Annotated in this window: 11 protein-coding genes; 6 read left to right on the forward strand and 5 right to left on the reverse strand. The window is 34.1% G+C overall.

Annotation, left to right across the window (positions count from 1 at the left end; all coding sequences use genetic code 11):
• Nucleotides 1-3 precede the first annotated feature (3 nt).
• Nucleotides 4-1,539 carry a glycine--tRNA ligase gene (locus CA2559_RS01760; RefSeq protein WP_013186115.1) on the forward strand — a complete coding sequence of 512 codons (1,536 nt, stop codon included), beginning with the start codon at nucleotides 4-6 and terminating at the stop codon, nucleotides 1,537-1,539.
• On the opposite strand, the gene CA2559_RS01765 is transcribed toward CA2559_RS01760, so the two are convergent.
• Nucleotides 1,536-1,988 carry a hypothetical protein gene (locus CA2559_RS01765; protein WP_013186116.1) on the reverse strand — a complete coding sequence of 151 codons (453 nt, stop codon included), beginning with the start codon at nucleotides 1,986-1,988 and terminating at the stop codon, nucleotides 1,536-1,538. The genes CA2559_RS01760 and CA2559_RS01765 overlap by 4 nt on opposite strands.
• A 96-nt stretch (nucleotides 1,989-2,084) precedes the next feature.
• Between CA2559_RS01765 and CA2559_RS13510 the strand changes: the two genes are divergently transcribed.
• Nucleotides 2,085-4,094 (forward strand): T9SS type A sorting domain-containing protein, encoded by a 2,010-nt coding sequence (locus CA2559_RS13510; protein ID WP_013186117.1) that lies wholly within the window; start codon nucleotides 2,085-2,087, stop codon nucleotides 4,092-4,094.
• 52 nt (nucleotides 4,095-4,146) lie between these two features.
• Here CA2559_RS13510 and CA2559_RS01775 read toward each other — a convergent pair whose 3' ends face one another.
• A complete protein-coding gene (locus tag CA2559_RS01775) occupies nucleotides 4,147-7,572 on the reverse strand; it encodes a hypothetical protein (protein WP_013186118.1) in 3,426 nt (1,141 codons plus the stop codon).
• Between the two features lie 119 nt (nucleotides 7,573-7,691).
• Between CA2559_RS01775 and CA2559_RS01780 the strand changes: the two genes are divergently transcribed.
• The 3 genes from CA2559_RS01780 to CA2559_RS01790 are packed head-to-tail and all read left to right on the forward strand — an operon-like array spanning nucleotide 7,692 to nucleotide 10,527.
• Nucleotides 7,692-8,456, forward strand: coding sequence for an exodeoxyribonuclease III (locus tag CA2559_RS01780; protein WP_013186119.1), 765 nt, complete (start codon nucleotides 7,692-7,694; stop codon nucleotides 8,454-8,456).
• A 27-nt stretch (nucleotides 8,457-8,483) separates the two neighbouring features.
• Nucleotides 8,484-9,449 carry an OmpA/MotB family protein gene (locus tag CA2559_RS01785; protein ID WP_013186120.1) on the forward strand — a complete coding sequence of 322 codons (966 nt, stop codon included), beginning with the start codon at nucleotides 8,484-8,486 and terminating at the stop codon, nucleotides 9,447-9,449.
• Nucleotides 9,450-9,489: 40 nt separating this feature from the next.
• Complete coding sequence (locus CA2559_RS01790) at nucleotides 9,490-10,527, forward strand: aldo/keto reductase (protein WP_013186121.1); 1,038 nt, start codon at nucleotides 9,490-9,492, stop codon at nucleotides 10,525-10,527.
• A gap of 12 nt (nucleotides 10,528-10,539) precedes the next feature.
• On the opposite strand, the gene CA2559_RS01795 is transcribed toward CA2559_RS01790, so the two are convergent.
• On the reverse strand, nucleotides 10,540-11,436 hold the full coding sequence (locus CA2559_RS01795; protein WP_013186122.1) for a metallophosphoesterase: 897 nt from the start codon (nucleotides 11,434-11,436) through the stop codon (nucleotides 10,540-10,542).
• Between the two features lie 115 nt (nucleotides 11,437-11,551).
• On the opposite strand from CA2559_RS01795, the gene CA2559_RS01800 reads away from it, so the two are divergent.
• A complete protein-coding gene (locus tag CA2559_RS01800; protein WP_238524718.1) occupies nucleotides 11,552-13,810 on the forward strand; it encodes a patatin-like phospholipase family protein in 2,259 nt (752 codons plus the stop codon).
• On the opposite strand, the gene CA2559_RS01805 is transcribed toward CA2559_RS01800, so the two are convergent.
• Both CA2559_RS01805 and CA2559_RS01810 read right to left on the reverse strand, forming a co-directional pair.
• The gene (locus CA2559_RS01805; RefSeq protein WP_013186124.1) at nucleotides 13,807-14,133 is read right to left on the reverse strand and encodes an MGMT family protein; all 327 of its coding nucleotides are present in this window, start codon (nucleotides 14,131-14,133) and stop codon (nucleotides 13,807-13,809) included. The two genes, CA2559_RS01800 and CA2559_RS01805, sit on opposite strands and share 4 nt — an antisense overlap.
• A gap of 1 nt (nucleotide 14,134) precedes the next feature.
• Complete coding sequence (locus tag CA2559_RS01810) at nucleotides 14,135-14,770, reverse strand: LysE family translocator (protein WP_013186125.1); 636 nt, start codon at nucleotides 14,768-14,770, stop codon at nucleotides 14,135-14,137.
• Nucleotide 14,771: the final 1 nt, after the last annotated feature.

Genomic DNA, 14,771 nt, shown 5'->3' on the forward strand with positions numbered 1-14,771 from the left:
GCTATGGCAAACCAAGACACAACATTTAAGAATGTAATTTCTCATGCTAAAGAGTATGGGTATATTTTTAGTTCAAGCGAAATATATGATGGTTTAAACGCTGTTTATGACTATGGTCAAAATGGAGTTGAACTAAAGAAAAACATCAGAGAATACTGGTGGAAGAGTATGGTACAAATTCATCAAAACATTGTAGGTTTAGACGCTGCTATACTTATGCACCCAACTACCTGGAAGGCTTCTGGTCACGTAGATGCATTTAACGATCCTTTGATAGACAACAAAGACTCTAAAAAACGTTACCGTGCAGATGTTTTAGTTGAAGACTACGCAGAAAAAATACACCAAAAAGCCGAAAAAGAAATTGCAAAAGCTAAGAAACGTTTTGGTGATGCTTTTAATGAAGAAGAGTTTGTAACAACAAACCCACGCGTATTAAGATACAGACAAGAACAGAAAGAAATTTTAGAACGCCTTGCAAAGTCCTTAACAGATGGAGATTTAGCAGATGTAAAGCTTTTAATCGAAGAGCTTGGCATTGCTTGTCCTGCTTCGGGATCTAAAAACTGGACAGACGTAAGACAGTTTAACCTTATGTTTGGCACAAAGTTAGGCGCAGATGCAGAAACGGCCACAGACTTATACCTAAGACCAGAAACAGCACAAGGTATATTTGTAAACTTTTTAAATGTACAGAAGTCTGGGCGCATGAAGATTCCGTTTGGTATTGCGCAAACAGGAAAAGCCTTTAGAAACGAAATTGTTGCAAGACAGTTTATATTTAGAATGCGTGAGTTTGAACAAATGGAAATGCAATTCTTTGTACGTCCAGGAGAAGAACTTAAATGGTACGAGCATTGGAAAGAAACTAGACTTAATTGGCATTTATCTTTAGGTTTAGGAAAAGAAAATTATAGATTTCACGATCACGAAAAGCTAGCACATTACGCAAATGCTGCTGCAGATATAGAGTTTGATTTTCCTTTTGGCTTTAAGGAATTAGAAGGCATACATTCTAGAACAGATTTCGATTTAAAAGCTCACGAAGAGCATTCTGGCAAAAAGCTTCAATTTTTTGATCCAGAATTAGGTGAGAATTATGTACCATATGTAGTCGAAACCTCAATTGGTTTAGACCGTATGTTTTTAGCTGTACTTTCTAAGTCTTTAGTAGAAGAAGATTTAGGTAACGGAAACTCTAGAACAGTATTAAAGCTTCCTTCTATTTTAGCACCTACAAAAGTTGCCGTTTTCCCGTTAGTGAAGAAAGATGGATTACCAGAGTTGGCAGAACAAATTGTTGAAGATCTTAAGTGGGACTTTAATGTACTTTATGACGAGAAAGATGCAGTAGGAAAACGCTATAGACGCCAAGATGCTGCCGGCACACCATTTTGCATCACTGTAGACCATGATAGTTTAGAGGATCAAACTGTTACAATACGTCACAGAGACAGTATGGAGCAAAGCCGAGTAAACATTTCCGACTTAAAATCAATTATTGGCAAGGCTTTAGATTTTAAAACTTGGTTAGGTTAATATCCCGCTAAGTTTTTTATCATATTAGTTAACGGCACAAGTGTTTTTGGCGGTTGTGTCTTATCAAACTCAGACGATGTAAAGCTGGCAGAATTTGTATTTATTTCAATTTTGCTAGCTAAGTCTGCATCTGCAAATCGTTTTTGTGAAGGTGCTTCCAAATTAGATATTTCATTTAAATCTAATTTTTCAACAAGGCTATTTAATGCTTTCCAATCTTCACTAGTAATATTCTTTTCTTTCGTAACTGTTCCGTTTTCATTTACAACCAAGCTAATTTCTGTAACAGAAATTAATTCTTGCTTTCCTCTTGTATAGGCACTCCAGCTAATCTTTTTCAAATTGTTTTGTGTTTCTACTTTAGCAGTTTCTGCAGTAGCTTTTTTACCACTTTCGCAAGCTCCATTAACAATTGTTACGAATCCTAAAATGACTATTAAAAATTTCATGTTGTATATTTAGATGTTAAAAATAAGATTTTATTAGTGATTTATCGTAAATTTTGTACTTTCCCCGATTGATAAACTTAACTTAATTATAAATTTATGAAAAACTTTACTCGTTTAGCCTGTTTTTCGCTTTGCTTTATTCTTAGTCTAAGTGCTTGGGCACAGAAAGATCCGCAAGGTGTTAAAGGTCCCAATGGACTAGTACGTTGTTTAACAACAGAAATGGATACAGAACTTTCTAATCGTTATCCAGAACAAACTATTTCTAAAGAAGAGTTTGAAGAGTGGCTAGCTCCAAAAATTGAAGAATTTAAAGTGAATCAAGCTTTAACTAGCTTACAGCAACCAGTATTAACCATACCAGTTGTCATTCACATTATACATGATGGAGATCCTATTAATGTTGCTGGCGGAGAATTATCTGAGAATATTTCTTACGCACAAGCTGTATCTCAAGTAGATGTATTAAACGAAGATTTTAGACGCCTTATGGGAACACCTGGCGCTGGAGAAACTAATTACAATGCAGGTGTAGATGTTGAGATAGAATTTTGTCTTGCTACACAAGACCCTAACGGTGCAGCATCTAACGGTGTAAACCGTGTAAACCTTTGCCAAGAAAGTTGGTCTACAGCAGATATAGATGGTATTGTAAAGCCTGAAACTATTTGGGATCCTACTAAATATATGAATATGTGGTCTGTAAACTTTACAGACTCTTCATTATTAGGATATGCTCAATTTCCTAACAGCTCAGGATTAGGTGGATTAAACACAAATAATGGTCCTGCAGATACAGATGGTGTTGTTTCAAACTATAATGCATTTGGAACTTTAGCACAAGATGACGGATCTTTTATCTTAAACAACACTTATAACTTAGGAAGAACTATGACTCACGAAGTTGGACACTACCTAGGCTTAAGACACATTTGGGGAGATGGCGCTTGTAGTGTAGATGATTTTTGTGATGACACTCCAAACTCAGATGGCGCAAACTTTGGTTGTGCTATGGATTCTTCTTGTGGCTCTATGGATATGTCTGAAAACTACATGGACTACTCAGACGACTCTTGTATGAATACATTTACAGAAGACCAAAAAACACGTATGCTTACTGTAATGATGAACTCTCCAAGACGTATGGAGCTTCCAACTTCAATAGGGTGTTCTGCAGGTACTGCTAGCACTAATGATATTGAAGTTAGATTAACTTGTTTCACAGAAAATATTTGTGAAGTAGGATTCTCTCCAGGAATTGAAATTATAAATAAAGGTACAGCTGCAGTAACTGAAGCTACAATTACCTATTCTGTAAATGGTGATGCTGCTCAAACTTATGAGTATACAGGAAACCTTAATCAGTTTGATATAGCTTCAATTAATTTACCTAGCGTAGATGGCATTAATGGTAATAACACTGTAAATGTATCTGTAACTGATGTTAACGGCACTACAGATGAAGTTGCTAGTAACAACTTAGATAGTGATGAATATATTTATGCGAACGACGGTGATATTACTGAATACAACGCAACAACGTATTTCTTAGAATTAGTTACTGATGATTATGGTAGCGAAACAACTTATGAAGTAACAGATGCAAGTGGTAATGTATTGTACGAAGGCGGTCCATATGAGGATAACACAACTATAAACGATGAATTTACAGTAGAAAATAATGAGTGCTTCCAGTTTACTATTTTCGATGCATTTGGCGATGGTATCTGCTGTGGCTATGGTGATGGTAGCTATTCACTAACAACAGGTGACGGTACTGTGGTAATTGAAGGTGGACAATTTGAAGATTCTGAAAGCGTTGCCTTTAGAGCTAATCAATCTCTATCTGTTAAAGAGAATGCTTTTGCAAACTTTGCTATTTACCCTAATCCTGCAGATAATGTTTTAAACATCTCATTAAACAATACTAATGAGTTGCCAGAAACTGTAAAAGTATTTAATACTTTAGGGCAAGCTGTTGTTACTAAGTCTGTAACCAATAGCTCAGATTTAAATGTAAATGTTTCTAGCTTACAAAAAGGAATTTACTTTGTAAGAATAGAGAATGAAACTACTAGTGGTGTTGTTAAGTTTGTAAAGAACTAAATACAAATCACTAATAAATATAAAAGGCTGCCAATTGGCAGCCTTTTTTTATTTAAAAATATGCCCTAAGTTGTACGCTTCCTGTATGTATAGCATCTAGGTTTTCACTCTTTCTTCCATTATAACTTAGATTAAGGTCTAAGTACTTAGTAAGTTTTTTCTGTGTTAAAAACTGCCAAGTATAATTTTTATCAGGCTGTAATCCTTCTAACATTTGATATGCAACTGGCGAAAATGCACTACCAGAGAAATCATTTTGTATGTAATTAAACTCTCCACTTATAGCAAATTGTTGTTGGTTGGCATAAGAAAACCCTAACCCAAATTTTTGTTGATCTAACTGTTCTTTACCTCCAATTAAATTGTCTTGAAAATTGTAATTATAAAAGATATCAAAACGAGTTTGTCTGCTTAAAAGGTAGGACAGCTTGGGATCTATTGAAACGCCTTCAATATTAAAATTTCTACTTTCAAAATTTTGAGAAATACTTTCAGTGGTACTTAATTGATTTTCTATTGAAATTAACCAGCTTTCTGCAAATTTGTGATTAAAATTTATTTGGTGGCTCTGCTGTATATTTTCTTGTAAACCAGTAGAGAGAAGGTTTTTAGCTTTAGTTGATACGTAACTATAGGATGTAGTATACTTTTGTTTACCTCTATTAAAAAAGATACTGTTTCTAAAGCTAAGATTGAGTGCTAATTCCTTTTCATCGTTATCATTAAAAGGATTAATATCAAAAGCCTCACCATCTCGGCGAATCTTCCTGTCTATTAAATAGGCTGTCTGATTGTAAAAATGAGACATAAACTTTTTAAACCCATTAGTTTCTTTTTCCCAAGACCTCAAGTTTAAGGACAATGTCTGGCTAAACTTGTTTTGGTGTGTTCTTATAAAAACCTGATTTGGTAACAACACTCTTATAAACCGTGCTTCATCTTGAAATTGGGCAATTTCAAATTCTTCCAATTCTTGAACACCGTTATTATTATAATCGTTCCAGGTATATTGCCCTTCACCTGTATCAACCTCAACATAAGTAAATTCCTGTTGTGGCAAAGTACCACTGTTGGTTTCAAACGTAGTGTTTAAAGAGATTTTCTTATTGGCTATAAACTGGCTATATACAATTCTGGAATTTAAAGAGACATCATCATTATCATCTTCAGTTTCATCTTCTAAAACTCTATAATTTGCAAAAACTGCTAATTTTGTATTACTAGTATTAATTAGCCTAGACTTTAAATAATAGTTGTTTGAGTTACTAACACGAGTTAGCTCATTACTTTGTACACTATCATTTACGCGATACCTATACCCTATTTCTGCAAACACATTTGTACTATCTCCAACACCAGTATACACTTCATAATTCATAAATCTTTGACTATCTCCCGTTAAAGAGTCTGTTGCCACTTGGCGCTGCTGATTATTTTCTGCACTATATTTTGCTCCAATCCAAGACTTTTTGAACCCATATACTGCGTTAATATTTGCTCTTAGGAACTCTGAATCTATCTCTGAACCTTCACTATTTAAGTAACTTGAGTTTACAAAGGTTTTAAGCCTACCAAAAGTTAATGCCGAATTAAACACGTGTCTAGAACCACTAAAATTATCCTTATAATCTAACTGCTGAAAACTATAGTTAACAATACCTTGCTTTTGGTTAGACAACTCTAAACCTCCTATTACATAGGCTTGGCTTCCTATAGGTGTCTGTAAATTCCAATCGCGTTCAAATTCTATATTATAAATACGCTGTATACTTTGATATTCGTCTTGTATGTAGTTAAATGTTCCGAAGGCATCTAAATTCCAAAGCGAGTCATTGGTAACTATACGTTGTCTGAAATCAAATTTTGTTGCCACACCATCATTATCATCATCATCTATATCTGAAAAAAGATTTAAGTCATTTTTACTACCTGCAATCTCAAAATATAAATTTGTTTTTTCTGAAGGTTTATATCTCCCATTTACAACACCTATCTGCAATTTGGTAGGCGCCTCTAACTGTATAACAGGCGCAAAACTACCTTGAGGAACGCCATTTACTGGAGCTACATATTCATAAATTCTATTTATTGCAGAGGCATCACTTAAAATATAATCTCCGTTATTTGCGCCCACATTACTAAACTGTATTTGAAACAACTCATCTTCAGCATTTGTAGAGAACACATAAACTGGCTGGTTATTTATAGTTTCTAACCTGTACAACACTCGGTTTTCACTAAATTCAGAAGGTTGCACACTAGAGGTAAACATTTGGGACATATCATCTCCAGCATCTGCCAATATTGCTACTTGCTGCGCGTTAAGGTTTTGTTGTAGTGGTTGGTTTTTACTATCGTTTTCTGAATATACAAAAGCACCTATCTTTAAATTATCACTTTCATAATTTCCGCCACCAGTTGCTATAATCCTAGTATAATTACGCTCACTAAATTGGTACTGTACACTAATCCTCATTTCTGAAGTTATAGGATAGGTACTGTTAAACATTATTTCACCGGCATTATAGTCTATCACATAATCTTTATTCTCTCCACGTACCAACGGCACTCCATTTACATATACAGTTTCACTGCCAGAAACAATAAGTACAAAAAGCTCTCCGTTAGGACCAGTAAGTTTATAAGGACCTTGATTTCCTTCTTGTCCTTGAAACTTACTTTCTGTAAAAACACCTCTAACCAACGCGCCTGCTGCAAATAAATTTGTAGAATTACCTTCAGGATTTAATGTTGCACCCAAAGATATTCCTTGTACTTTTTTTTCGAATGAAGCAAAAAACGATTCATTTTGAACAAGGTTTACATCACCTGCTCTAATGCTCCAATTATCACTAAATAGCTCAATAAAAACTTGATCAAATTCATCTAAATTTTGAGAATAGCCACCTTCCTGAAGCGGTATATTAGAGTCTTGTATAGAGGCTCTTAAGCCTACTCTAGGACTTATTTGTCCAGAAATCTGTAAATCTAATTGAGAGTCTAATACTGTATTTTGATTGTTACCAACTCGTATTCCTCTAGAAATACTTCCGCTTGTATTAAGGCCATCAAAAGGCGTGAATGTTTTTACACCCTTTTCTTGTTGATTAAGTTGGTATAATTTATTTAGATCATCGTTATTTTCTACTATGATACTTTTATCTAGCTGAAAATATCGTTTGGTTAAGAAATCTGGATATGGTAAATATGATGCCTTTAGAGTATCATTTGCCGCAGTATTTAAAAACGTATTAGAAAATGTGATTTTAGCCAAGGAAAAATCAACATTATAAAATGCAGTATCTATGGGTTTTCCTGTTGTATCGAGTAATTGAAACCTATTAGGGTTTATACTAACCGAGTCTATAAAAACACTGTCACGAACAACTAAAGTTTTAGTCTTCATACTACCAACAGTTTGTTGTGCAACACCAACTGTTACAACACAAAACAATAAAATGAAAGTTAGTATGCGCATCTTAAGTAAAACTACTGTTTTTGATAATTATTTTATGCAAAACACAATCATTTTAGTCGCTATTTATATGGGTTTCGTTAATTGTATCCCTTAAATTTGAAGCTGCAAAAACAAATCTCATGAAAATAGTATCCTATAACGTTAACGGTATAAGAGCAGCAATGCGAAAAGACTTGATAAGCTGGCTTTCTCAAACAGATGCAGATGTAGTCTGTTTACAGGAAATTAAAGCTAATCCAGATCAATTTGATGAAACAGAATTTCATGATATAGGTTACAAGTATTGTTATTGGTATCCTGCTCAAAAAAAAGGATATAGCGGCGTTGCTTTACTCTGCAAAACTAAACCCAACCACGTTGAATATGGAACAGGTATAGCTACAATGGATTTTGAAGGTAGAAATATTAGAGCAGATTTTAATGATGTTTCTGTAATGAGCATGTACTTACCGTCTGGAACAAACTCTGCAAGATTAGACTTTAAGCTAAATTACATGGATGAATTTTTAGAATACTCTAAAAATTTAAGACACAGTATACCTAATCTTGTTGTTTGTGGAGATTATAATATTTGTCATAAACCAGAAGACATTCACGATCCTGTAAGATTAAAAAATGTATCTGGATTTTTACCTGTAGAAAGAGATTGGCTCACAAAATTTATTGACAGTGGTTTTATAGATTCTTTTAGAGTTTTTAATGACCAGCCAGAAAACTATACGTGGTGGAGCTACCGTGCAAATGCAAGAGCTAATAACAAAGGTTGGCGTTTAGATTATTTAATGGTTACACCTCCATTACAAGAAAAACTAAAACGTTCCGTTATTTTAAAAGATGCAGTGCATAGCGATCATTGTCCTGTATTATTAGAATTAGATTTATAATTACCCAAACCAAAAACCCTACAAAGTATGAACACCATAAAATTAGCAACAGTTGCCCTTACAGGAAGTTTATTATTAACTTCTTGTGTTTCATCTAAAGTTTACAAAGATTTAGAAGGAAAATATGCAGATGTAAAACGAGAAAATAGAAGTTTAAAAGATGATTTATCTAAGTTTAAAACTTCAAGCGAAGAGTTTGAAACTAGCTTAGATGTTATGACAGATAAATATGCTTCACTTAAAGCAGAACATGATCAATTAGAAAGTGATTATAATGCTACTAAGCAATCTTATGAAAGCCTACAGAAATCTTATGATGCATTAGAGGCAAATAGTAGTAAAGCATTAGCTGAAAACTCTAAACAAAATAGAGCACTTATAGCAGAACTTGAAGACAAAAAGAAAGCATTAGCCGAAGAACGCGCGACATTAGATAAGCTTAAAGCAGATTTAGAGACAAGATCTAATAGAATTAACGAACTAGAAAGCGTTATTGCAGCCAAAGAAGCTAAGATGCAAGCTCTTAAAACAGCCGTCTCTTCTGCCTTAGGAGATTTTGAAGGAAAAGGGTTAACTGTTGAGCAACGTAATGGTAAAGTTTATGTTTCTATGGAAAATAAGCTGCTATTTAATTCTGGTAGTTGGGCTGTAGGTTCAGAAGGGCGTCGTGCTGTAAATCAACTTGGAGAAGTTTTGGCTTCAAATCCAGATATTGCTGTTCTTATTGAAGGTCATACAGACAATGTACCTTATGGTGGTAACGGCCCATTACAAGACAACTGGGATCTTTCAACTAAAAGAGCAACATCAATAGTAAATATTTTAAGAGAGAACTCTCAAATAGATCCGCAAAACCTTACTGCTGCAGGACGTGGCGAGTATTTACCAATAGCGTCTAATGATAGCGCAACTGGCAAAGCTAAAAACAGACGTATAGAAGTTATCTTAACGCCTAAATTAGATGAAATCTCTAAACTTCTTAACGATATATAAATCAGTTTAAAGAAGTTACTAACCTCACAACAGTCTAATTATGGAATACAACAAAATACCAGGAACAGATATTAAAGTAAGTAAAATTTGTTTAGGATCTATGACTTGGGGCGAGCAAAACACAGAAGTAGAAGGACACCAGCAAATAGAATATGCACTAGAGCAAGGTGTTAATTTTATAGATACTGCAGAAATGTATTCTGTTCCCGGAAAACCAGAGACACAAGGCTCTACAGAACGCATTATCAGTTCTTGGTTAGCAAAAACTGGTAAGAGAAAAGATATAGTATTAGCATCTAAAATTACAGGACCTAGCCCAACATTTAAACACATAAGGCAACCTTTAGATTTTAGTAAATCTTCAATAGAAGACGCTTTGCATAAAAGCCTTAAACGGTTAAATACAGATTATTTGGATATATACCAATTGCATTGGCCAGAACGACATACAAATTTTTTTGGACAGCGTGATTATACCCATAAACCGTCAGAAGCTTGGGAAGATAACTTTAATGAAGTTTTAAATACGCTGGAAGGTTATGTGAAAGATGGTAAGGTTAGACAAGTTGGTTTGAGTAATGAAACGCCTTACGGTGTTATGAGATGTGCCGAAGAAGCTAGAAAAGGCAACCTTAAGGTTGTTACAGTACAAAACCCATATAATCTTTTAAACCGAAAAGACGAGATAGGTTTGAGCGAAGTATTGCTAAGAGAACAAATTGGTCTATTACCATATTCTCCACTTGGGTTTGGGCAACTTACCGGGAAATACTTAGAAGGAAAAACGCCAGAGAATGGTAGAGTAACTTTATTTCCGCAGTACTCAAGATATCACAATCCTAATGCTTTTGAAGCTACACGTAGGTATAATGAAATTGCTAAGTCGCATAATTTAAGCCTCACACAAATGTCTCTTGCATTTATAAGACAAAAGCCATTTGTAACATCTACAATTATAGGTGCAACAACATTAGAGCAGCTAAAAGAAAACATTGGAAGTTACAACGTCACTTTATCTGAAGAGATTATAAACGCTATTGATGAAGTACACAATGACATTCCTAATCCTGCACCTTAAGTTTTTATTTACTTAGGTTGTAATGTAATCTTTTAAAGGAGTAGGTCCTTCTAAGAGCACCCTTTCAATTTTAAGAAACCCTTCATTAGTCGTGGCAATATCCCATTTTATAAGTGAGATGTTGCCACGTTCTATTTCTAAACCGGTAATGCTTCTCGGGTGCACACAGCTGCCATCATTAAAATAAGCAATATCTCCTGGCTCAGGAAATCTAGGTCTATGTGTATGGCCTGTAATAGTTAGCAGGTTGTTATTATTAACTATCCACTTTTTAGTACGCCGTTCCACTTTAATAAGTTCTTTATAATTCTTAGCAGGACTTGTAGGGTCAGCAATACCAACAATTTGTAGAGGTTTCCACAGAATCCTAACTAAAAACCTATTAATTCTCCAACCTACATAGTTCATAAAATCTGCTTGATGGCCGTGTACACAAAATATTTCTTGTTTACTAATCTCGTGTGCTAACACTAATGCTTCAGGAAATTGAATACTTGGAAACAATGGTAAATCCTTTCCTGTACGGTGATCAAAATATGTGTATATATGTTTTTTAACATAAGATTGGTCACGCAGAACCATATCGTGATTTCCGTAGACAATATGTAATCTATTTTCAAGATAGAATGCTTTTAAAAGTTCAAAAACATTTTTGTGTGCTCTTAAAATAGTGTCAAACTCTATATTTTCCCATAGTTCTGTTCCATCTCCTAATTCACAATATGTAAAGCCTTCTTTGTAGTAATGCTTTAAAGCGTGAAAGTATACGTTTTTGTTATTGGCAAAATCGTCTGCAAAACTATTGTCTCCTCTATGGCAATCACTAAAAAAAACAAGCTTAGAGTCATCATTAAATGATATACGTTTGGCCTCTTTATATGCTCTAGAAAACCGTTTTTGTGAAGACATGTTTTTATTATAAATATACACAGAAAAAATACGTTCTATATTAAACTTGCATCTTCAACTTTTATATAATTTTGTTACAACCAACAACCATTGTATTACCTATCTTTATAAAACCTTGAGATCAATTAAAATACATAGTACTGCTATCCTATTGCTTTGTTTAATCCTAAACTCTGCATACAGTTTTGGTCAGGATAATTTAGACGCTACAAAAGATATAAAAGTAGGCTTAGTACTTAGTGGTGGTGGCGCTAAAGGGTTAGCCCATATAGGTGCCTTAAAATTAATTGAAGAGTCTGGTGTTAGGATAGATTATATTGGCGGCACAAGTATGGGTGCTATTATTGGTGGCCTTTATGCCTCCGGATATTCTGCCAACCAACTAGATTCTATTTTTAAGAAAACCAATTTTAATACACTTATACAGGATAACCTTCCGCGAAGCGCTAAAACATTTTACGAAAAAGAAGACGCAGAGAAGTATGCTTTAACATTGCCTTTTGATGGCTTTAAAATCTCATTTCCATCAGGTTTAAGTAAAGGTCAGAATGTATATAACTACATGAATAAGCTTACAACTCATATTGGAGATTTAAATGATTTTAGCAAATTGCCTATTCCTTTTTTCTGTATGGCTACCAATATTGAAAATGGAAAACAAGTTTTATTAGAAGAAGGCTCATTACCGTTAGCTATTTCTGCTAGTGGAGCCATTCCCTCTATTTTTAGTCCTGTAGCAATTGAAGATCAAATATTAACAGATGGTGGTGTTAGCAACAATTACCCTATTGAAGAACTGAAGAAGAAAGGTGTAGATGTTATTATTGGCATTAACGTACAGGATAGCTTAGTAGATCGTAAAAACTTAAGCTCTGCTTTCGAAATTCTTACGCAGGTAAATAATTTTAGGACCATACAAGATATGGAGAGTAAGCGTGAAAAAACAGACATTTACATAAGACCAGATATTACTAAGTACAACGTATTGTCTTTTGATGATGGCGACTCTATCATTAAAAACGGATACAAGGCTGCGCTTTTAAAATTTGAAGATTTAAAACGTGTCGCACTTAGACAAAAGCCTAAAAAAGCTTCAAAGGTAGATGTCAAATCTTCCGATGTTCTTTACATTAAAGATATTATTGTTACGGGAAACAAAAATTACCCAAGATCCTATATTCTTGGTAAGCTTAAAATTAGAGACTACACGTTAATTACCTATGAAGATTTTAACTATGGCATAAACAACCTTTCTGCAACAGGAAATTTTAATAGAGTAAACCATCAACTAATTCCAGATGGAGATGGCTACAGGGTTAGTATAGATGTTATAGAAAGTAATGAAAAAATGCTCCTAAGATTAGGGCTTCATTATGATGATTTATACAGAACTGCAGGATTGCTAAACATAACTAGAAAACGTCTTTTATTTAAAAATGACATTACTTCTTTAGACTTTATCTTGGGAGACAATGTGCGTTATAATTTTGAATATTATATAGATAAAGGAAGGTATTGGAGTGTTGGCGTAAAGTCCAGATACAACTCATTTGAAAAGAATATAAACTTCTCTTTAATAAGAGAAAACACCAACATTCCTAACTTTGATGTTAACCAAATTGAAGTAAATTTTGAAGATCTTACCAATCAAATATATGGGCAAACTTTGTTTAGACAGCAGTTTCAACTTGGGCTAGGCTTGGAACATAAATATCTTAGAATAGATTCTGAAACAATTGGATTAGATGAAAACACCCAATTACGCGGCATCATAATTGAAAACAGCCATATCTTTAGCACTTTTGGAAACTTGAGGTTAGATACTTTCGACAATAAATACTATCCTACTAATGGTGTGTTCTTTGATGGTGATTTTCATCTGTATGCTTTTTCTAGCGACTTTAATAATGATTTTGAAGAGTTCTCTATAGCTAAAGGAAAAATTGCTTACGTATTTTCTCCACTACACAAATTCGCCTTTAAAATTGGCTCTGAAGCTGGTTTTAAAATTGGAAATTCTAATATGAATACTTTAGATTTCTTTTTAGGCGGCTATGGTAATAAACCTATTAATGGTATTGTCCCATTTTATGGTTATGATTTTATAAGCCTCTCTGGAGACAGCTATATAAAAGGAACGTTAGATTTAGATTTTGAAGTCTTTAATAAGAATCACATAATAGCTAGCGCCAATTTTGCAAATGTTGAAGATGGATTGTTTAAAAATGGAAATTGGTTAACTTCTCCAGATTTTAGTGGGTATGCACTTGGCTACGGTATCGAAACACTTTTAGGACCTGTAGAGGTTAAATGGAGTTATTCTCCAGAGGTAGATGAAAGCCAATATTTCTTTGTAGTTGGGTTTCGCTTTTAAATCTCTTTCATAGGATCCCAAAATACATCTGAAAAATTTTGCACTTGGTTATCTATAATAATGTGACCTTCTTCTTCTAATAACTGCTGCATAAGATTTGTACCATTAAAATGATGTTTGCCAGTTAGCACACCGTTTCTATTTAAAACTCTATGTGCTGGCACATCTTCTATATTTCCTGCATTATTCATAGCATAACCAACCATTCTTGCACTTTTTGCAGCACCAATTGCCTTTGCAATAGCACCATAAGAGGTCACCTTGCCATAGGGTATTAACTTTGCAACGTCATAAACCCTATCAAAAAAACTAGGCTCCTTCATATTACTCTATATGAAATGGATAATAAATTCTTATTAAAGCTATTACTACCAATATGGCCATAAGAGCAGCCATAAAATAATTGGAATATTTAGAAAACGTTTGGGTTTTAGACTCAATCTTAAGGAAGGATAAGACATAAAAGTACAGGGTTGTAAATGTACCTAATCCTGCTGCCAGCATAAATAAAAGAATCTCCAGGTTACCATAATCTACAGTTCCTTTGGCATTAAATGCTGTACTAATAACACAAAAATATGGTATCGGGAAAATATTTAATGCAGACACTCCAAAGCCTTTAAAGAAACTGCGAGATCCTGCTTGTTTAGGCACCTTAAACTCTGGATGATGTTGTTTAGCCTTAACAAAAAAGTAAATGGCCATAATTCCAAAAATTACAAGACCTGTTCTTAATAAAATATTTCTAACAAATGGGTTGTCAAAAATATATTTAGCTAGCAGTATGGCAATTAAAGCTTGAAACAGTACAGTTACAGATGCACCTAAGGCAGCAAACATTCCATTTTTACGGCCACGCTCTACACAAGTTTTAGCCACAGACATGTTTACCAAACCTGGAGGTATAACACCTACGAGAGCAGCTATATATGTAATTATAAAAAGTTTGGTTAACGCCAAG

Source organism: Croceibacter atlanticus HTCC2559 (assembly GCF_000196315.1).
In the GTDB taxonomy this organism is placed as follows: domain Bacteria; phylum Bacteroidota; class Bacteroidia; order Flavobacteriales; family Flavobacteriaceae; genus Croceibacter; species Croceibacter atlanticus.

Bases quoted from the DNA above. Each gene is read 5' to 3' on its own strand.
- CA2559_RS01760 (WP_013186115.1), top strand. From the start codon at position 4: ATGGCAAACCAAGACACAACATTTAAGAATGTAATTTCTCATGCTAAA.
- CA2559_RS01765 (WP_013186116.1), bottom strand. From the start codon at position 1,988: ATGAAATTTTTAATAGTCATTTTAGGATTCGTAACAATTGTTAATGGA.
- CA2559_RS13510 (WP_013186117.1), top strand. From the start codon at position 2,085: ATGAAAAACTTTACTCGTTTAGCCTGTTTTTCGCTTTGCTTTATTCTT.
- CA2559_RS01775 (WP_013186118.1), bottom strand. From the start codon at position 7,572: ATGCGCATACTAACTTTCATTTTATTGTTTTGTGTTGTAACAGTTGGT.
- CA2559_RS01780 (WP_013186119.1), top strand. From the start codon at position 7,692: ATGAAAATAGTATCCTATAACGTTAACGGTATAAGAGCAGCAATGCGA.
- CA2559_RS01785 (WP_013186120.1), top strand. From the start codon at position 8,484: ATGAACACCATAAAATTAGCAACAGTTGCCCTTACAGGAAGTTTATTA.
- CA2559_RS01790 (WP_013186121.1), top strand. From the start codon at position 9,490: ATGGAATACAACAAAATACCAGGAACAGATATTAAAGTAAGTAAAATT.
- CA2559_RS01795 (WP_013186122.1), bottom strand. From the start codon at position 11,436: ATGTCTTCACAAAAACGGTTTTCTAGAGCATATAAAGAGGCCAAACGT.
- CA2559_RS01805 (WP_013186124.1), bottom strand. From the start codon at position 14,133: ATGAAGGAGCCTAGTTTTTTTGATAGGGTTTATGACGTTGCAAAGTTA.